Source organism: Janthinobacterium sp. DSP2-3-3 (genome assembly GCF_049897325.1).
In the GTDB taxonomy this organism is placed as follows: domain Bacteria; phylum Pseudomonadota; class Gammaproteobacteria; order Burkholderiales; family Burkholderiaceae_D; genus Janthinobacterium.
This window is the reverse complement of sequence record NZ_JAFCWA010000007.1, coordinates 236,802-253,830: the sequence shown is the minus strand read 5'-3', so window position 1 is coordinate 253,830 and position 17,029 is coordinate 236,802. Positions and strand designations below refer to the sequence as shown.

General features: G+C 61.5%; 18 protein-coding genes and 2 tRNA genes. 14 read left to right on the top strand and 6 right to left on the bottom strand.

Annotated features, from left to right (window positions below; translation table 11 throughout):
- Positions 1-34: 34 nt before the first annotated feature.
- Positions 35-511 carry a transcription elongation factor GreA gene (gene greA / locus ACP7DE_RS16250; RefSeq protein WP_426073060.1) on the top strand — a complete coding sequence of 159 codons (477 nt, stop codon included), beginning with the start codon at positions 35-37 and terminating at the stop codon, positions 509-511.
- Complete coding sequence (locus ACP7DE_RS16245; protein WP_426073058.1) at positions 511-954, top strand: DUF4149 domain-containing protein; 444 nt, start codon at positions 511-513, stop codon at positions 952-954. Before greA ends, ACP7DE_RS16245 begins: the two co-directional genes overlap by 1 nt.
- A 107-nt stretch (positions 955-1,061) precedes the next feature.
- On the opposite strand, the gene ACP7DE_RS16240 is transcribed toward ACP7DE_RS16245, so the two are convergent.
- Complete coding sequence (locus tag ACP7DE_RS16240) at positions 1,062-1,532, bottom strand: YhbY family RNA-binding protein (protein ID WP_010397237.1); 471 nt, start codon at positions 1,530-1,532, stop codon at positions 1,062-1,064.
- 42 nt (positions 1,533-1,574) lie between these two features.
- On the opposite strand from ACP7DE_RS16240, the gene ACP7DE_RS16235 reads away from it, so the two are divergent.
- The 6 genes from ACP7DE_RS16235 to ACP7DE_RS16210 all read left to right on the top strand — a co-directional run bounded on the left by ACP7DE_RS16235 (position 1,575) and on the right by ACP7DE_RS16210 (position 6,990).
- Positions 1,575-2,258, top strand: coding sequence for an RlmE family RNA methyltransferase (locus ACP7DE_RS16235; RefSeq protein WP_096234939.1), 684 nt, complete (start codon positions 1,575-1,577; stop codon positions 2,256-2,258).
- A 203-nt stretch (positions 2,259-2,461) separates the two neighbouring features.
- A complete protein-coding gene (gene ftsH, locus ACP7DE_RS16230; protein WP_426073057.1) occupies positions 2,462-4,345 on the top strand; it encodes an ATP-dependent zinc metalloprotease FtsH in 1,884 nt (627 codons plus the stop codon).
- 107 nt (positions 4,346-4,452) lie between these two features.
- Positions 4,453-5,286, top strand: a complete 834-nt coding sequence (gene folP, locus ACP7DE_RS16225) for a dihydropteroate synthase (RefSeq protein WP_426073056.1) — start codon at positions 4,453-4,455, stop codon at positions 5,284-5,286.
- Positions 5,287-5,325: 39 nt separating this feature from the next.
- Positions 5,326-6,663: a phosphoglucosamine mutase gene (gene glmM / locus ACP7DE_RS16220; RefSeq protein WP_426073055.1), complete on the top strand. Its 1,338-nt coding sequence runs from the start codon at positions 5,326-5,328 to the stop codon at positions 6,661-6,663.
- Between the two features lie 81 nt (positions 6,664-6,744).
- A tRNA-Pro gene (locus ACP7DE_RS16215) sits at positions 6,745-6,821 on the top strand.
- A 94-nt stretch (positions 6,822-6,915) separates the two neighbouring features.
- Positions 6,916-6,990 (top strand) — tRNA-Arg (locus ACP7DE_RS16210).
- 68 nt (positions 6,991-7,058) lie between these two features.
- Here the strand turns inward: ACP7DE_RS16210 and ACP7DE_RS16205 are convergent.
- The 3 genes from ACP7DE_RS16205 to ACP7DE_RS16195 all read right to left on the bottom strand — a co-directional run bounded on the left by ACP7DE_RS16205 (position 7,059) and on the right by ACP7DE_RS16195 (position 8,768).
- The gene (locus ACP7DE_RS16205; RefSeq protein ID WP_426073054.1) at positions 7,059-7,238 is read right to left on the bottom strand and encodes a hypothetical protein; all 180 of its coding nucleotides are present in this window, start codon (positions 7,236-7,238) and stop codon (positions 7,059-7,061) included.
- Positions 7,239-7,381: 143 nt separating this feature from the next.
- Positions 7,382-7,948 carry a PEP-CTERM sorting domain-containing protein gene (locus tag ACP7DE_RS16200; protein ID WP_426073053.1) on the bottom strand — a complete coding sequence of 189 codons (567 nt, stop codon included), beginning with the start codon at positions 7,946-7,948 and terminating at the stop codon, positions 7,382-7,384.
- Positions 7,949-8,216: 268 nt separating this feature from the next.
- On the bottom strand, positions 8,217-8,768 hold the full coding sequence (locus tag ACP7DE_RS16195; RefSeq protein WP_426073052.1) for a GbsR/MarR family transcriptional regulator: 552 nt from the start codon (positions 8,766-8,768) through the stop codon (positions 8,217-8,219).
- A 138-nt stretch (positions 8,769-8,906) separates the two neighbouring features.
- Here ACP7DE_RS16195 and cydD point away from each other — a divergent pair, with 138 nt between their 5' ends.
- The 5 genes from cydD to cydX all read left to right on the top strand — a co-directional run bounded on the left by cydD (position 8,907) and on the right by cydX (position 15,421).
- Positions 8,907-10,595, top strand: a complete 1,689-nt coding sequence (gene cydD, locus ACP7DE_RS16190; protein WP_426073051.1) for a thiol reductant ABC exporter subunit CydD — start codon at positions 8,907-8,909, stop codon at positions 10,593-10,595.
- A complete protein-coding gene (locus ACP7DE_RS16185) occupies positions 10,592-12,271 on the top strand; it encodes an amino acid ABC transporter ATP-binding/permease protein (protein WP_426073050.1) in 1,680 nt (559 codons plus the stop codon). Before cydD ends, ACP7DE_RS16185 begins: the two co-directional genes overlap by 4 nt.
- 105 nt (positions 12,272-12,376) lie before the next feature.
- Positions 12,377-13,954 (top strand): cytochrome ubiquinol oxidase subunit I, encoded by a 1,578-nt coding sequence (locus ACP7DE_RS16180; protein ID WP_426073049.1) that lies wholly within the window; start codon positions 12,377-12,379, stop codon positions 13,952-13,954.
- A gap of 13 nt (positions 13,955-13,967) precedes the next feature.
- The gene (gene cydB, locus ACP7DE_RS16175; protein ID WP_426073048.1) at positions 13,968-15,122 is read left to right on the top strand and encodes a cytochrome d ubiquinol oxidase subunit II; all 1,155 of its coding nucleotides are present in this window, start codon (positions 13,968-13,970) and stop codon (positions 15,120-15,122) included.
- A gap of 173 nt (positions 15,123-15,295) precedes the next feature.
- Positions 15,296-15,421 (top strand): cytochrome bd-I oxidase subunit CydX, encoded by a 126-nt coding sequence (gene cydX / locus ACP7DE_RS16170; protein WP_076570210.1) that lies wholly within the window; start codon positions 15,296-15,298, stop codon positions 15,419-15,421.
- 63 nt (positions 15,422-15,484) lie between these two features.
- Here cydX and ACP7DE_RS16165 read toward each other — a convergent pair whose 3' ends face one another.
- Positions 15,485-15,697, bottom strand: a complete 213-nt coding sequence (locus tag ACP7DE_RS16165; RefSeq protein WP_426073047.1) for a hypothetical protein — start codon at positions 15,695-15,697, stop codon at positions 15,485-15,487.
- Positions 15,698-15,899: 202 nt separating this feature from the next.
- Here ACP7DE_RS16165 and ACP7DE_RS16160 point away from each other — a divergent pair, with 202 nt between their 5' ends.
- Positions 15,900-16,628 carry a hypothetical protein gene (locus ACP7DE_RS16160; RefSeq protein WP_426073046.1) on the top strand — a complete coding sequence of 243 codons (729 nt, stop codon included), beginning with the start codon at positions 15,900-15,902 and terminating at the stop codon, positions 16,626-16,628.
- Between the two features lie 15 nt (positions 16,629-16,643).
- Here ACP7DE_RS16160 and ACP7DE_RS16155 read toward each other — a convergent pair whose 3' ends face one another.
- The gene (locus tag ACP7DE_RS16155) at positions 16,644-17,018 is read right to left on the bottom strand and encodes a DUF1294 domain-containing protein (RefSeq protein ID WP_426073045.1); all 375 of its coding nucleotides are present in this window, start codon (positions 17,016-17,018) and stop codon (positions 16,644-16,646) included.
- Positions 17,019-17,029 lie beyond the last annotated feature (11 nt).

Sequence of the window (17,029 nt, the reverse complement as noted above, 5' to 3'; positions counted from 1 at the left end):
ACGGCGCCGATAACTAGCAGATAGTAGAGATAACATGACCTCAGTCCCATTGACCACATACGGTGCAGAACTTCTGAAAGAAGAGCTGCATCATTTGAAGACCAAGGAACGCCGCATCGTCATCGATGCGATCGCCGAAGCGCGTTCGCACGGCGACCTGTCGGAAAACGCCGAGTATGACGCCGCCAAGGAGCGCCAGGCGTTCGTGGAAGGTCGCATCGCCGAACTCGAAGGCAAGCTGGGCGCAGCGCAAATCATCGACCCGACCGCGCTCGACGCGGAAGGCCGCGTGGTCTTTGCCTCGACCGTGAACCTGGAAGACCTGGAATCGGGCCAGAAAGTCACTTACCAGATCGTGGGCCTCGATGAAGCCGACCTGAAAAAGAACAAAGTGTCTGTGACGTCCCCGATCGCCCGCGCGCTGATCGGCAAGTACGCCGGCGACGTGGTGGAAGTGCAGGCGCCGTCCGGCCCGCGCGAATACGAAATCCTGGAAGTGCTGTACATCTGATGCTCGCCCGCGTGCGCATCCTCGTTGCCACCCTGTGGGCAGGCAGCCTGTGGACCATCGGTTTTATCGTGGCGCCCACGCTGTTTGGCACTCTGAGCGACCGTATGCTGGCGGGCAATATCGCCGGCAGCATGTTCCGCGCCGAGGCCTGGCTGTCCATCGCCTGTGCGTTGATACTGTTGGCCTTGCTGCAATGGAGTCCCGGCGCGCTGGAGCTGAAGCGCCGGCGCCTGCTGGCCGCGCTGGTGCTGTCCATGCTGGTGTGCGCGCTACTCAGCCATTTTGGCATCTCGCCCCTGATGGCCGAGCTCAAGGCGCAAGCGCCGTCGGGCATCATGGACGAAGCCATGCGCAGCCGCTTCGGCATGCTGCATGGCGTGTCGACCCTGATCTTTGCCGTGCAGAGCTTGCTGGCGGGCGTATTGATCTGGAAACAGCAGTAGTTTGATATAAGTAAAGTAATTGCATGAAAAAAAGCGGAGCAGGGGATATCCCGTGCTCCGCTTCTTGTTTCAAACCCGGCAGCCTTGCGGTTGCCGGGTGAACAGGCTTACTTGCTGCCCAGTGCGCTTTTCTTGGCGCTTTTCTGACGTGGCTTGGCACGCTTGATGGAACCGCCTTCGGTAACGCGCTCATTGCCCTTGATCATGACTTTCGTCACGCTGGGGCGCTTGGTGCCGCTGGCGCTGGCTTTGACGATGGTCACTTCGCGCATGCCTTTGCCGGCGCTGACCTTCTCTTTAACCACTTCTTTTTTCGGACGGTAGATTACCAGCAGTTTGCCAATATGTTGTACCGGGGCGGCGCCGAGATTGCCGCAAATCGTATCGTACATTCCGACGCGGGCTTCGCGGTCGTCGCCGAACACGCGGACTTTAATCAGACCGTGCGAATCCAGGCCAAGGTCGATCTCTTTGAGGACAGCAGGTGTCAAGCCCGCTTCGCCAATGATGACGATAGGCTTCAGCGCGTGTGCTTCGGCGCGCAGTGCGCTGCGCTCTACGGGTGTAAGTTTTAGCATAATAATATTTAGTAATTCCCTTAAAAGCAGTATTCTACGCGAATGGCAAAGAAGAAATTAAACAAAAACTGGTTGCACGACCACATAAATGATCCTTATGTGAAGTTGGCGCAAAAAGAGGGCTATCGCGCCCGGGCAGCATACAAGCTCAAAGAAATCGATGAAGACGAAAAACTGATCAAGCATGGCCAGGTAATTGTCGACCTTGGTTGCACTCCTGGCAGCTGGGCCCAGTATCTGCGGCGCAAGCTGGCCGGCAAGGACGGCGGCGGGGTCAATGGTACCCTGATTGGCCTGGACATGCTGGAAATGGAGCCGATCGCCGATTTCCACTTCATTCAGGGTGACTTCCGCGAAGCGCGCGTGCTGCGCCAGCTGGAAGTGGTGTTGCAAGGGCGCAAGGTCGACGTGGTCCTGTCGGACATGGCGCCCAACCTGTCGGGCATCGCCACGGCGGACGCCGCGCGCATGGAGCATTTGATCGACTTGGCCATCGAATTTTCCCAATTGCATTTGAAGCCATCGGGCGTATTGCTGGTGAAATGTTTCAAGGACATGGGTTTCAGCCAGATCGTGGAGAAATTCCGCGCCGAATTCAAGGTTGTGGTGCAGAAAAAGCCCAAGGCCAGCCGCGATAAATCGTCAGAAATCTTCCTGATGGGGCGTGGTCTCAAGAATCCGCTGAAAAATGCTGTGCAAGAAGATGATTCCGCCCTTGATATTTAAGAGGGAATCCGCACATGGGAACGAGAAGTGCAGTAGCGTCTGATGGCATAAAAGCCTAAATTGTTTATACTGCATTTTTTTTGCGTGAACGCGGTTTTTTCGCGCGCACGGATCGGCGGGCTTTGGCACGGCCCGCTTATTGCGAGTAAAATCGTGTTTCTAGCTATTGGTAAAGAGATGCGCACTGCATCCAAGGAGTCTTCGTGAATAACATGTTTTCCAAATCTGCCATCTGGGTAGTCGTATTGCTGCTGTTGTTCATGCTGTTCAAGCAATTCGACAGTCATGGCGCCACAGGCGGCAGCAAGGCCATCGCTTATTCCGATTTGCTGGATGAAGTCAAAGCCAAGCGCGTCAAGGATGTCGTGATCGAGGGTTCGTCGATCACCGCCAAGCTGATGGACGACACCAAGGTGCGTACCACCGCCACCAGTCTCGACAAGGGTCTGATCGGCGACCTGCGCGACAATGGCGTGCATTTCGATGTGCGCCCGCCTGAGGAAGCGTCGTTCCTGCAAACTATTTTTGTATCCTGGTTCCCCATGCTGCTGTTGATCGGCGTCTGGGTCTTCTTCATGCGTCAGATGCAAGGCGGCGGCAAGGGCGGGGCATTCTCGTTCGGCAAGTCGAAGGCGCGCATGATGGATGAAGCCAGCAACACCGTCACCTTTGCCGATGTCGCCGGTTGCGATGAAGCGAAAGAAGAAGTCAACGAAGTGGTCGACTTCCTCAAGGACCCGAGCAAATTCCAGAAACTGGGCGGCCGCATTCCCCGCGGCGTGCTGATGGTCGGTCCTCCGGGCACGGGTAAAACCCTGCTGGCGCGCGCCATCGCCGGCGAAGCCAAGGTGCCGTTCTTCTCGATTTCCGGTTCCGACTTCGTGGAAATGTTCGTCGGCGTGGGCGCCTCGCGTGTCCGTGACATGTTCGAGAACGCGAAAAAGCATTCGCCGTGTATCATCTTCATCGATGAGATCGACGCTGTCGGTCGTCACCGCGGTGCCGGCATGGGCGGCGGCAATGACGAGCGCGAACAGACCCTGAACCAGTTGCTGGTCGAGATGGACGGTTTTGAAGCGAACTCCGGCGTGATCGTCGTGGCCGCCACCAACCGCGCCGACGTGCTCGACAAAGCTTTGCTGCGTCCGGGCCGTTTCGACCGCCAGGTCTCCGTCGGCTTGCCCGACATCCGCGGCCGCGAACAGATCTTGAACGTGCACATGCGCAAAGTGCCTATCAGTACCGACGTGAAAGCCGATATCCTGGCTCGCGGCACCCCTGGTTTCTCGGGCGCCGACCTGGCCAACCTGGTCAACGAGGCAGCCCTGTTTGCCGCCCGTCGCAGCAAGCGCCTGGTGGAAATGGCCGACTTCGAAGATGCGAAAGACAAGATCTACATGGGTCCTGAGCGTAAATCGATGATCATCCGCGAGGAAGAGCGTCGCAATACGGCTTACCATGAGTCCGGTCATGCGGTGGTGGCCAAGCTGCTGCCGAAAGCCGATCCCGTGCATAAAGTAACGATCATGCCGCGCGGCTGGGCCCTGGGCTTGACCTGGCAATTGCCGGAACACGACAACTTGTCCGCCTACAAGGACAAGATGCTGGAAGAAATTTCCATCCTGTTCGGTGGCCGTATCGCCGAAGAGATTTTCGTGGGACAAATGTCCACCGGCGCGTCGAACGACTTCTCGCGTGCCACCAAGCTGGCCCGTTCCATGGTGACCCGCTTCGGCATGTCCGACAGCATGGGCGTGATGGTCTACGAAGACAGCGAAAATGAAGGTTTCTTCGGTGGCGCCACCAAGACGATCTCGGAAGCGACCCAGCAAAAGGTCGATGCTGAAATCCGCAACATTCTCGACACGCAATATGCTTTGTCGCGTAAGTTGTTGGAAGGCAATCGCGACAAGGTTGAAATGATGACCAAAGCCTTGCTGGAATGGGAAACCATTGATGCAGAGCAAATCAACGACATCATGGCCGGTCTGGAGCCGCGTCCGCCGAAAGTCATCCCGCCACGCCGCAATGCGGGCGGCGACAGCGGCGCGGGCGGCATCTCGCCAAACGTGACGGCGCCAGCCTGATAACGGCAGCCGCTTGATCGGTGGCGTGCTGTCTAAAAGGGTAAGGAGCAATCCTTGCCCTTTTTCGTTGCAGCAGCAGTTTTTTCCTGACGACTAAAAAGAGTTACATGCGACACTATTTGCAATTCGGCCGTTTTGGCTTCAATCTGCAGGGCACGCAGGCGTTGGTGATGGGCATCCTGAACATCACGCCCGATTCCTTTTCCGATGCGGGCCAGTATCAACACCTGGAATTTGCCATTTCGCGCGCCGAGCAGATGATAGTCGACGGCGTCGACATCATCGATATCGGCGGCGAATCGAGTCGCCCCGGCGCACGGCCGCTGCCGTTGCAGGATGAGTTGCAGCGCGTCATGCCGGTGCTGTACGCCTTGCGCGACTGCGGCAAGCCCCTGTCCGTCGACACGTACAAACCCGAAGTGATGCGCGAAGCCATCTTGGCGGGTGCCGACATGATCAACGACATCAACGGTTTCTGCGCGCCAGGCGCCATCGAGGCCGTGCAGGATAGCGATTGCGCGCTGTGCATCATGCACATGCAAAGCGTGCCGCAAACCATGCAGTATCAACCCCAATACGAGGATGTGGTGCGCGAAGTCATCGCCTTCCTGCGCCAGCGCATCGAGACAATGACGGTGGCCGGCATTGCCCGCGAGCGCCTGTGCGTCGATCCCGGCTTTGGTTTCGGCAAGACGGTGGAGCAAAACTATGCCTTGCTGCGCGCCACGCGCCAGTTGCGCAGCGAACTGGACCTGCCTGTGTTGGCCGGGCTGTCGCGCAAGTCGATGATAGGCGCCGTCACAGGACGTCCCGTCGAGCAGCGCCTGGCTGGCAGTGTTGCCGGTGCGCTTGCTGCGGTAGCGCAAGGTGCAGAAATTATCCGTGTGCATGATGTGGCTGAAACCGTCGATGCGCTGAAGGTCTGGCGCATGGCGCACTGAGCCTGTAAGATTCATTATAAACAACAAAAAGAGAAATATATGACGCGTAAATATTTTGGTACCGATGGCATCCGCGGTCTGGTGGGCACGGCTCCGATCACTCCCGATTTCGTCATGCGCCTCGGCTATGCGGCCGGCAAGGTGCTGGCCAAGTCGCAAGGCGGCAAGGCGCGCCCGACGGTGCTGATCGGCAAGGACACGCGCATTTCCGGCTACATGCTGGAAGCGGCGCTGGAAGCGGGCTTGTCGGCGGCCGGCGTGGACGTGATGCTGGCCGGCCCCATGCCGACGCCGGCGATTGCCTACCTGACGCGGGCGCTGCGCCTGTCGGCCGGGGTGGTCATTTCCGCCTCGCACAATCCCTATCATGACAATGGCATCAAGTTCTTTTCCGGCCAGGGCACCAAGCTGCCCGACAGCGTGGAACTGGAAATCGAAGCGGCGCTCGACGAGCCCATGGCTTGCGTGCCGTCGGACAAGCTGGGCCGCGCCAAGCGACTGGACGATGCCCAGGGCCGCTACATCGAATTTTGCAAGAGCACCTTCCCGAACGAGCTGGACTTGCGCGGCCTGAAGATCGTCGTCGATTGCGCGCATGGCGCCGCCTACCATATCGCCCCGCACGTATTCCATGAGCTTGGCGCGGAAGTCATCGCCATCGGCAACAAGCCCGACGGTTTCAACATCAATGCGGGCTTCGGCGCCACGGCGACCAAGGCCATGGCCGATGCCGTCGTCGAGCATGGCGCCGATCTTGGTATCGCCCTCGACGGCGATGCCGACCGCCTGATCATGTGCGACGCCACGGGCCGCTTGTATAACGGCGACGAGTTGTTGTACGTCATGGTCAAGGACCGCCTGGCGACGGGTCCCGTGGCCGGCGCCGTGGGCACCCTGATGACGAACATGGCGCTGGAAGTGCTGTTCAAGCAGCAAGGCATCGGCTTTGCGCGCGCCAAGGTGGGCGACCGCTACGTGCTGGAAGTCATGAAGGAAAAGGGCTGGATACTGGGCGGCGAAGGTTCCGGCCATTTGCTGTGCCTGGACAAGCATACGACGGGCGACGGCATTGTCTCTGCGCTGCAAGTGTTGTCTGCGCTCAAGCGTAGCGGCCAGAGTCTGCAGCAATGCCTGGCCGAACTGGTGCTGTTCCCGCAAACCCTGATCAACCTGCGCGTGGCGCCCGGTTTCGACTGGCAAAAAAATGCCGCCATGGTGGCCGAGAAAGAACTGGTCGAGGCTGAGCTGGGCGACACGGGCCGCGTGCTGATCCGCGCTTCGGGCACCGAACCGCTGATCCGCGTGATGGTCGAGGCGAAAGACAAGGAGGTGGCTGAATCGATGGCACGCCGCATCGCCGACAAGGTCGGTGTGTAAAGGCAAGGGGCGATAGTTATTTCCATCTAATTCGCCTGGGGCAATTGACGAAATTGGGCGGGGGCGTTATTATCTTGTCTTCGGAGTGTGGCGCAGCCCGGTAGCGCACCTGGTTTGGGACCAGGGGGTCCAAGGTTCGAATCCTTGTACTCCGACCAAAGTCATGAACGGGCTGTCAGAAATGACAGCCCGTTTTCTATTCCGCGCAGGCATGTCATTGCTGGCGCGCATGGATTAAAATACTGCACCTTTCCGCCCATCGTTCAACGGATAGGACAACGGTCTTCTAAACCGTGAATGGGGGTTCGATTCCCTCTGGGCGGACCAGTTTCATGCTGGCCACGGCTTGCGCCATGCGGCCGCTTCTTCTCTTTTCCTGTCTTCCGCACTCGGCCCTAAGGCTGCGCAAACAGCACAACGCTCAGCAAATACAGCAGCGGCACCGCACACAGCAGCGCAGACAATACCGACAGCATTTTCTTGCTCGCCAGGCGTGCCAGGCGCAGCCGTTCGCGCACGGGCAAATGCTGGCGCAGCACGCTGCGCGTGCGCGACTGGAATGGGGATTCATGCATGGAGGCTCCTTCGCAAGGGTGGCTGTGGTGCCAACCAGCATAGCGAAAGCGGCATAAAGGCGGTGTAAAGAGTGGGCGGCGCGGCGCAAGCGCGCTGTAAACATGGGTGCGCCGGCGCCGTGTTGCAGGTCTTCTTGATGCTCCTATTTTGCCTGGCGGCGGCGCGCCATGACACCGAGCAGGCCCAGGCCGGCGAGCAGCATGGCATAGGTTTCCGGTTCAGGTATGGCGGAAACGTAAGCGCGGTAATTGCTCAGGTCCTTGGGCAAGCCTTCTACCGTGAACGTCGTGCCGGCTGCGACGGGCGCGGCCCAGTGGAAGACCAGTTCGCCCTGGCCGAAGTGGATGGCCAGGAAGTCATAGGCGGCCGCGCTCGTATAGGAATTGACGCCGCCACTCAAGCCTGCCGTGGTGCCGGCAGTGCAGCCCGAAGTGGCATTGTCGCAATACGATACGGCTGGGCCCAGGCTGGTGCCGAAGACGCCATTGATATACCCCTGGATGTCGGATGGGCTTTGCGGCGTCAGGTTGCCGTCATAGTATTTCACCATCAGTGCCGGCGACGGCGTGTAGGTAACGGTACTGCCTGCGATGCTGAAACCGCTGGCCGGTCCCACGTCGATCCATGTAGCAGCCTGCGCCATGCCCATCAAGGCCGTCAGGGTGGCCAGTATGGATGTCCGTATTGCAATGCTTGTTATGCTTTTCATGAAAATCCCCTTTTATTGTATTGCAGAAATTTCACTGCTTTAGGGTGCGCGCCATCCAGTCAGGGAGGTCAACTTGTCACCCGGTCACCTTTGCGTGAGTACGCATATGCAAGCTTAGTCTTGATGTAAACTAATGCAATTCAAATAATTCTATTGATTTAGTTGATAACAGCGCATACGGCTATGTATGGCTGTGTTAGCGGGAGTCTGTGCGGCGAGCAGAAATGGCGTGACAACACGCACCACTTTGTGTTAAGGAAAGAGAGCTTCAGTCGCTGTTATTGCTGACGCCAAACAGGCGGTCCTTGGCATTGAGCAGCTTTTGCACCTTGGCGCCCATTTTCATCAGTTGCGCCATCGATTCGGGCGACAGGCGCTGCAAGTCGTCGAACCAGGTGTTGGCCAGATCGACCAGTTCATACATTTCGCGCATGCGCTCCTGCGCATACTGATCCACGGCTTCCGTGGCCGGCGCCAGTAGCGATTCGCGCAGCACTGTCAGGGTGGGCGCCACTTCACGGCGGCGGCGTTCGGCGGCCACCACGCGGAAGATTTGCCAGACATCGCCCAGCGAGGAAAAATATTCGCGCCGGTCGCCGGGGATGCGCGACTGGCGTATCAAGCCCCAGCCCTGCAATTCTTTCAAGCCGATGCTCACGTTCGAGCGTGAAAAACTCAGGTGTTCCGCGATTTCGTCCGCGTGCAAAGGATGCTCTGCGACAAACAACAAGGGGTACACTTGCCCCACCGTTCGGTTAAAGCCCCAGCGGCTGCCCATCTCGCCGAAATGGCTGACAAAGGTCAGGATCAACGGCGTCATTTGGATATGTTGAGTTTTCATAATTATCTGAATTTTTTCACGCCATGCCCGCAGGGTCAATTGATATATGTCATGTTTCGCAGTATTATACAAAAAATCGAATTTACAGAAAATTCTGAAAACTCAAAAAGTATAGAGATGCCTACCACGCCACTGTCTTTGCCCCGCTGTATTCTTCCCCGTGCCGCCAGCCTGGCACAAGGTGGTGCCGCCTTGCTGTGGCTGCCGCAAGCGGCCTTGCTGGCCTGGGCCGTGCAAGCCATGCAGGGCGGTGCACCCTGGCGCGCGGCCCTGCTGCCGGCTGCGGGCGTGCTGCTGCTGGGCGTGCTGCGCGCAGGCTGCGAAGCGTGGGGCGCGCGGCGCATGTATGCGGCGGCGCGCGAGCACCTGTCCACTTTGCGCGCACAGGTGGCGCAAGCGCTGGCGCACCGTTCACCGCTGGACCGCCAGCGCGCGCAGTCGGGCCAGGCTGCCAGCGTCATCGCCGAGCAGGCCGAAGCCATCGTGCCGTATCTGGTGCGTTACAAGCCCGCGCGCTGGAAAGTCTTGCTCGTGCCGCTCGTGATCCTGGCCGTCGTGACGCCGCTGTCGTGGATCGCCGCCTTGATCCTGCTCATCGCCGCACCCCTGATTCCCGTCTTCATGGCCCTGGTGGGCATGGGCGCGCAAGCGGCCAGCCGCGCGCAGATGGTGGAAATGGGCAGCATGAACGCCTTTCTATTGGACCGCCTGCGCGGCCTGGCCACCCTGCGCGCGCTCGACGCCATCGACGCCACGGCCGCACGGCTGGACGCCTCGTCGCAATCCGTGCGCCGGCGCACGATGGTGGTGCTGCGCATCGCCTTTTTGTCGTCTGCCGTGCTGGAACTGTTTTCCGCGCTGGGTGTGGCCATGGTGGCGGCGTTTATCGGATTCTCCTTGCTGGGCAGCATCAATTTCGGCACCTGGGGTCGGGAACTGAACCTGGGGCAGGGCTTGTTCATCCTGCTGCTGGCGCCCGCATTCTTCGAGCCCCTGCGCGAATTGGCCGCCGTCTGGCACGACAAGGCGGCCGGCGAAGCGGGCCTGGCCGGTTTGCATGACCTGGCGGGGGAGGGCGTGCCCCTGCCTGGCTTTGGTGCGGAAGTGGCTGCCGTTTCCGCCGCCGCCATGGCGGTGGCCCCGCCGCCTGCCGTCGAGATCCATCAACTGCGCTTTGCCCACCCGGGCGAAACGCCAGTGTTTGACGGCTTCGACTTGTGCGTGCGTGCCGGCGAGCACGTGGCCCTGCTGGGCGCCAGCGGCGCCGGCAAGACCACCTTGCTGTCCTTGCTGGCCGGCTTGCTGCCCGCCAATGGCGGAGATATGCGCATCGGTGGCGTGCGCCTGACCGACAGCACCGTGAATACCTTGCGCCAGCGCGTGGCCTGGATGGGCCAGCGCCCGCATGTGTTTGCCGCGTCCGTCAGCCAGAACGTGACCCTGGGCCGCGTCGGCGCGAACGCTGCGCACGTGACGCAGGCGCTGCACCTGGCCGACCTGGCCGCCGTGGCCCAGGCGCAGCCGGCCGTCATGCTCAGCGATGGCGGCCAGGGCTTGTCCGGCGGCGAAGCCGTGCGCCTGGCGCTGGCCCGCGTGGCCCTGCACCCGCATGCCGACCTGCTGCTGGTCGATGAACCGACGGCCCACCTGGACAGCGAAACGGCGGCGCGCGTGACGGACGCCCTGCTGGAATTGGCCAAGGGCAAAACCATGATCGTTGCCACGCACGACCCGGTGCTGGCTGGCCGGCTGCAGCGCACAGTGCAGGTCGATGCGCAGGCGCAGAAGGAAGAGGCGCGCGCATGAAAACTTCTCTCATCTGGAATCCCGTCCTGCGGCAATTGTTGCTGGCCCAGCCGGGCAAGCTGATCCTGGGCGCCATGCTGGCGGCCCTGACGGCGGTGGCCGGCATGGCCTTGCTGGGCTTGTCCGGCTGGTTTATCACGGCCACCTCGATTGCCGGCTTGCACGCTTCCACCGCGATCCTGTTCGACGTGTTCGGCCCCTCGGCCGGCATCCGTTTGCTGGCCATCGGCCGCACGGGCTCGCGCTATGCGGAGCGCCTCGTCACGCACGACGCCACGTTCGCCGCGCTGGTCTGCATCCGCGTGCAACTGTTTCGCGGCTGGTCGCGCCCGGAAGCGGCCAGCCGCTTGCTGCGCCAGCCCGCCAAACTGCTGTTCCGCCTGACGGCCGATATCGACGCGCTCGAAGCGCTGTACCTGCGCCTGCTGGTGCCGGCTTTTACGGCACTGTGCGCGGCCTTGCTGGCCGGCGTGGCGCTGGGCGTGATGCAGTGGCAGCTGGGCTTGGGCCTGGCAGCGTGGCTGCTGGCCGCCGGTGGCGGCATCAGCTGGCTGGTGGTGCGCCGCGCCCGCCATCCCGCCATCGTGCGCTCGCGCGCCATTGAAAAATTGCGTTCCGGTACCATCGACCTGGTGGCGGGCCAGACGGACCTGGTAATGGCGGGGCGCATCGATGCCCAGTGCCTCGCGCTGGGGCAGATCGACCGCTCGCTGGCGCAAGCCGATTTCGCCTTGCTGCGCCTGGACACGGCTGCCGGCGCCGCGTATGGCGTTGCCGGCAGCGTGACTTTGGCCGGCGTGCTGCTGGCCGTGGCCGCGCTGGTGCAGCAGCAGGTGCTGAACCTGCCGCTAGCAGCCCTGGCGTTGTTGATTGCGCTGACGGCCGTGGAGCCGTTTGCGGGATTGCGCCGTGGCGCGCTGGAAGCGGGGCGCATGCTGCTGGCCATGCGCCGCCTGGCGCCGCGCCTCGATGGACAGGACGTGGCGCCGTCCGCGGATGCCGCGCCGGGCTTGCGCCTGGAGCACGTCAGCGGCGCGCATGCGGGCAGCCATGTTGCAATTTTGCATGATATTTCCCTGCACATCGCCGCGGGCGAGCGCGTGGCCTTGATCGGCCCCAGCGGCGCGGGCAAGTCGACCTTGCTGGCCATCGCCGCGCGCGAGCTGGCGCCGCTGTCGGGAACGGTGGCCGCACCGCGCGCCTGTTTGTTCACCCAGAAGACGGAACTGTTCCAGGATAGCCTGCGCGACAACCTGCGCCTGGCCGACCCGTCCGCCAGCGATGCGCAGCTGTGGGCGGCGCTGCAATCGGCAGGCCTGGATGAGGAAGTGCGGGCCTTCGCGGGCGGCCTCGATACGCTGTTGGGCGAGGGCGGCCTGGGCTTGTCGGGCGGGCAGGCGCGGCGCTTCGCGCTGGCGCGGTTGTTCCTGCACGAGTCGACCCTGTGGCTGCTGGACGAAGCCACCGAAGCGCTCAATGCGCAGGCGGCAATCGATGTCCTGCAGCGCCTGCGCGCGCGCAGCGTCGGACGTACCGTGCTGATCGCCACCCACTTGCGGCGCGAAGCGGCGCTGGCGGACCGGCTGGTCATCCTGCGCGACGGCCGCATCGTGGGCGACGCGCGCCGTGGCACACAAGCCTTCGAGGCGGCGCTGGCTGGCTTGCGCGGCGATTGATGGGCGGGCGGCACAGCCCGATAGCTTACAGCAGCAGAAGCTATCGAACAGCCGCATGTAGATATCAGGTTTGCAATTACATTAGGGAAATACCAAGGAAATCATATGGACTTCGATATTGTCGCTTTATCCAGACTGCAGTTCGCGCTGACAGCTCTGTACCACTTTATATTCGTTCCGCTGACGATAGGCCTGTCAGTGATCCTCGCCATCATGGAGACGGTTTACGTGATGACGAACCGCACCATCTGGCGCGACATGACCAAGTTCTGGGGTGTCTTGTTCGGCATCAACTTCGCCATGGGCGTGGCGACAGGCATCGTCATGGAATTCCAGTTCGGCATGAACTGGAGCTATTACAGCCATTATGTGGGCGACATTTTCGGCGCGCCGCTGGCCATCGAGGGCTTGATGGCCTTCTTCCTGGAAGCGACCTTCGTCGGCCTGTTCTTCTTCGGCTGGGACAAGCTGTCGAAGCGAGGCCACCTGGTCACGACCTGGCTGGTGGCCATCGGCTCGAACTTCTCGGCCCTGTGGATCCTGATCGCCAACGGCTGGATGCAAAATCCCGTCGGCGCGGCCTTCAATCCGCAGACCATGCGCATGGAAGTGACCGACTTCGGCGCCGTGCTGACGAATCCTGTTGCACAGGCGAAATTCGTGCACACGGTGTCGGCCGGCTATACGGCGGCGGCGATTTTCGTGCTGGGTATTTCCGCCTGGTATCTGCTGAAGGGCCGCCATGTGCAGCTGGCCAAGCGCTCGATGACGGTGGCCGCCTCGTTCGGCCTGGCCGCTTCGCTGTCGGTGGTGGTGCTGGGCGATGAAAGCGGTTACCTGTCGTCCGAACACCAAAAGATGAAGCTGGCAGCCATCGAAGCCATGTGGACCACGGAACCGGCGCCTGCCGCCTTCACGGCTTTCGGCTTCCCCGACGAGAAAGCGCGCGAGACGCATTATGCCGTGCACATCCCGATGGTGATGGGCTTGATCGGTACGCGTTCGCTGACGACGGAAATCCCCGGCATCGAGCAATTGGTCGACCGCGGCGAGCTGCTGATCAAGGATGGCATCAAGGCGTATGACGCGCTGCAAACCATCCGCAGCGTGGCGCCCGGCGCGCCCGTGCCGCAAGAGGCGAAAGACATGTTCGAGTCGAAAGGCCAGTCCATGGGTTACGCCTTGCTGCTGAAACGCTATGTCGACGATCCGCGCGAGGCCACGCCCGAGCAGATCCGCAAGGCCGCGCTCGACACCGTGCCGCCCGTGGCGCCCTTGTTCTGGTCTTTCCGCGTGATGGTGGGCCTGGGCATGTTCTTTATCTTGCTCACCGGTACTTTCTTCATCCTGTCGACGCGCCGCACCTTGGACAAGCACCGCTGGCTGTTGAAGCTGGCCGTGTTCGCCATCCCGCTGCCGTGGGTGGCGATTGAGGCGGGCTGGATCGTGGCCGAAGTGGGCCGCCAGCCGTGGGTGATCGAAGGCGTGCTGCCGACGGCCGTGGCCGTCTCTAACCTGGGTGCGACCACCTTGCTCATCACCATTGCCGGCTTTGCCGCCATCTACACCGTGCTGTTGATTATTGAAATGAAGCTCATGCTCAAGGCCATCCGCAAAGGGCCGGAAGAGACGCCACCGGCCCCCGCGCCAGCGGCCGCAGCCATTCATACTCAACGCGCCTAAGGAGGGCCAGACCATGATTTTGCATGAAATGATTTCTTACGAAACACTGCGCCTGATCTGGTGGCTGCTGATCGGCATCTTGCTGGTGGGCTTTGCCATCACGGACGGCTTCGACTTGGGCACGGGCATCTTGCTGCCCTTCGTCGGCAAGACGGACCTCGAGCGCCGTGTCGTCATCAACAGTATCGGTCCCGTGTGGGAAGGCAACCAGGTATGGCTGATCCTCGGCGGCGGCGCCATCTTTGCCGCCTGGCCGCAGCTGTACGCCGTCTCGTTCTCGGGCTTTTACCTGGCCATGTTCGTCATCCTGGTGGCGCTGATCGTGCGTCCCGTGGCGTTCAAATTCCGCAGCAAGCGCGAAGACCCGCGCTGGCGCGCCCGCTGGGACGCGGCCCTGTTCGTGGGCGGCTTCGTGCCGGCCCTGATCTGCGGCGTGGCGATAGGCAACGTGCTGCAAGGCGTGCCGTTCCGTTTCTCGTCGGACATGCACATCTTCTATGACGGCAGTTTCTTTGCGCTGCTCAACCCGTTCGCACTGCTGTGCGGCCTGGTCTCGGTGGCCATGCTGGTGATGCACGGCGCCACCTGGCTGCAAGTGAAAACGGACGGTGCCGTGGCTGACCGTTCGCGCCGCTACGGCAGCGTGGCGGCGATCGCCACCGTCGTGCTGTATGCGGCTGCCGGCGTGGCCCTATGGCTGTGGATCGACGGCTACCGCTACACCAGCGCCGTCGTCGTCGATGGCCCGTCCAACCCGATGCTGAAAACGGCGGAAGTGCACGTGGGCGCCTGGTTCCTCAACTTTGCCGCCCATCCGTGGACCTGGATCGCCCCTGCGGTAGGCTTGTTGGGCCCCTTGCTGGCCTTTGCCTTCCTGCGCGCGCGGCGCGAAGTGCCTGCCTTGCTGGCCAGCGCGGCCAGCATCGCCGGCATCATCCTCAGCGTGGGCGCGGCCATGTTCCCGTTCATCCTGCCCTCGTCGATCGACCCGCGCGCCAGCCTGACCGTGTGGGATTCCTCGTCCAGCCACATGACCCTGTTCATCATGCTGGTAGTCACGGCCGTCTTCATTCCCCTCATCGTGGCGTACACGACCTGGGTATATAAAGTGTTGTGGGGCAAGGTTGACGGCAAAGCCATCGAAGACGACACCGGTCACGCTTATTGAGAACACCTAACCAAACCTACTGCGCCTCGCGCTTTGCGGCCGGCGATGCTCACCGTACTAGAGTACGGTTGCGCTTCTCGGCCACAAATCGCTGCCGCTCGCTACGGTTTTGTTAGGCGTCGTTAGTTTGATCTTAAAAATGATCAAGTTGGAATTGAAGAAAGGACATAATTATGTGGTATTTCGCCTGGATACTGGGTCTTCCGCTGGCGGCGACGTTCGCCGTGCTCAATGCAATGTGGTATGAAGTTGCCGATGGCGACACGACGCCCGAGCAGTACCGCGACACGCCCAAGTAGGCGCGTGTCGGCTTGACTGGCCCCGCCCCGTGCGCATGCATCGGGCGGGGTTTTTACTTTTTATCAAAGCAAGATGAATTCGCCGCGGATGCGCAGCTTCATGCCGCGCGGCGCGTCGGCGCCCGCTGCCACGGCCCAGGCCGTGATCCATTGCGCACAGCGTTGCCGCTCGGCCGCATCGTGCAAGCATTGCAAGCGCGCATCGGCCCGGTCGATGCGCTGGGCCAGATACAGGCGCTGATCCAGGGGATCCGTCTTTTTGCTGTAATGCTGCATGGCGACTCCTTTCCGCATGGTAACTTCGCGTGGTAACTTTGTTCGGTCATGGCATAGCCATGTACGCGCGGGTAGGGCGCCTGGATTCAGTTTCATGAAAATATAAAGCCACGCACATCGCGCGGCGCGCCCGCTGCGCCTGCCCAAGGGGATGAGGGCGGCGTCTGCTACACTGCGTTCCACTTTTATCGACGGAACTGCCATGACTTCCCTTCCTTTGCCGTACCGCGCCACCGCCACCGAAGCCTGTGCCTGGCTGGCGCACCAGACCGGCACGCCGTGGACCCTGGCGCGCCTGCTGGAGCAGGGCGGCTTGCCGTTTGTCTGGCTCGATTACAGCGACGCGTGGGCCGAGCTGTTCCATGACGGCGTGACACGCTATGCGGCGCCCGTCGTGTTCATCGGCGACAAGCAGCATCTGGCTTCGGGCGCCGAGGATGTCTGGCTGCGTTTTACGCGCGACTCTGGCAATATCGCCATCGAACTGAAGGCACCGGGCTTGCGCGTGCCCGTCGACGGCTTGCATTTCCAGGAGCGCGATCTGTTACGTTTGCTCAAGGAGTTGCAGCATCCGCAGCCGGCCGAGCCGGAAGCCGGAGCTGACAACGCAGTGCCGTTTGTCTTGCCCAGCGCCTTGAAGGGCCTGGGGCGCGAGCACATCCTGATCGCCTTTGCCGGCGTGGGCAAGGTCGACCTGGACAAAGGCATGGCCAGTGGCGTGGGCATCTTTGGCGACGACGGCGCGCGCGTGCGCAAGAATTCGCGGGGCGGCAAGAACAGCCATTTGTGGCATCCGGTGACTTTGGCGTTCGGCTTGCACGATGTGCACCGCGTGCCGATGGCGCACCTGAAGAAGGCGTTCGCCACGCAAGCGTTGCTGCGCGAATGGAAAGCCGACTGGCTGGAATCGCTGCGCTTGCTGGGCGAGTAATGGGTCGCAGCGGTCCTACAGTTCGATGGGCGCCACCTCGGTGCCGATATCGGGCGCCGCGTAATGCATGCTGAAATACACGAAGGCGCCGATATTGATGGCGACGGTGATCCAGAACAGCACGCGGAACGAACGCTTGCTGGACTTGTGGCGCAGCCATTGTTGCGCCAGTACGGCGCCGGGCCAGCCGCACAGCAGCCCCAACAGCAGCAGGGTGCGTTCCGATGTGCGCCAGCGCCCTTGTTTGGCGGCCGACTTGTCGATCGCATAGGCAACGAAACAGCTCAGGCTTAGCACGCCATACACGAGGGCGACCAAAGCGGGGATGTGGAAAAAGAAAGTGGCCAGCAGATACAGGACAGCAAACAGCAGGATGGATAGATACGGCATAATTCTTGATA

What these genes read in the sequence shown, in the direction of transcription:
- greA (WP_426073060.1), top strand. Translation starts at nt 35, where the DNA reads ATGACCTCAGTCCCATTGACCACATACGGTGCAGAACTTCTGAAAGAA.
- ACP7DE_RS16245 (WP_426073058.1), top strand. Translation starts at nt 511, where the DNA reads ATGCTCGCCCGCGTGCGCATCCTCGTTGCCACCCTGTGGGCAGGCAGC.
- ACP7DE_RS16240 (WP_010397237.1), bottom strand. Translation starts at nt 1,532, where the DNA reads ATGCTAAAACTTACACCCGTAGAGCGCAGCGCACTGCGCGCCGAAGCA.
- ACP7DE_RS16235 (WP_096234939.1), top strand. Translation starts at nt 1,575, where the DNA reads ATGGCAAAGAAGAAATTAAACAAAAACTGGTTGCACGACCACATAAAT.
- folP (WP_426073056.1), top strand. Translation starts at nt 4,453, where the DNA reads ATGCGACACTATTTGCAATTCGGCCGTTTTGGCTTCAATCTGCAGGGC.
- glmM (WP_426073055.1), top strand. Translation starts at nt 5,326, where the DNA reads ATGACGCGTAAATATTTTGGTACCGATGGCATCCGCGGTCTGGTGGGC.
- ACP7DE_RS16205 (WP_426073054.1), bottom strand. Translation starts at nt 7,238, where the DNA reads ATGCATGAATCCCCATTCCAGTCGCGCACGCGCAGCGTGCTGCGCCAG.
- ACP7DE_RS16200 (WP_426073053.1), bottom strand. Translation starts at nt 7,948, where the DNA reads ATGAAAAGCATAACAAGCATTGCAATACGGACATCCATACTGGCCACC.
- ACP7DE_RS16195 (WP_426073052.1), bottom strand. Translation starts at nt 8,768, where the DNA reads ATGACGCCGTTGATCCTGACCTTTGTCAGCCATTTCGGCGAGATGGGC.
- cydD (WP_426073051.1), top strand. Translation starts at nt 8,907, where the DNA reads ATGCCTACCACGCCACTGTCTTTGCCCCGCTGTATTCTTCCCCGTGCC.
- ACP7DE_RS16185 (WP_426073050.1), top strand. Translation starts at nt 10,592, where the DNA reads ATGAAAACTTCTCTCATCTGGAATCCCGTCCTGCGGCAATTGTTGCTG.
- ACP7DE_RS16180 (WP_426073049.1), top strand. Translation starts at nt 12,377, where the DNA reads ATGGACTTCGATATTGTCGCTTTATCCAGACTGCAGTTCGCGCTGACA.
- cydB (WP_426073048.1), top strand. Translation starts at nt 13,968, where the DNA reads ATGATTTTGCATGAAATGATTTCTTACGAAACACTGCGCCTGATCTGG.
- cydX (WP_076570210.1), top strand. Translation starts at nt 15,296, where the DNA reads ATGTGGTATTTCGCCTGGATACTGGGTCTTCCGCTGGCGGCGACGTTC.
- ACP7DE_RS16165 (WP_426073047.1), bottom strand. Translation starts at nt 15,697, where the DNA reads ATGCAGCATTACAGCAAAAAGACGGATCCCCTGGATCAGCGCCTGTAT.
- ACP7DE_RS16160 (WP_426073046.1), top strand. Translation starts at nt 15,900, where the DNA reads ATGACTTCCCTTCCTTTGCCGTACCGCGCCACCGCCACCGAAGCCTGT.
- ACP7DE_RS16155 (WP_426073045.1), bottom strand. Translation starts at nt 17,018, where the DNA reads ATGCCGTATCTATCCATCCTGCTGTTTGCTGTCCTGTATCTGCTGGCC.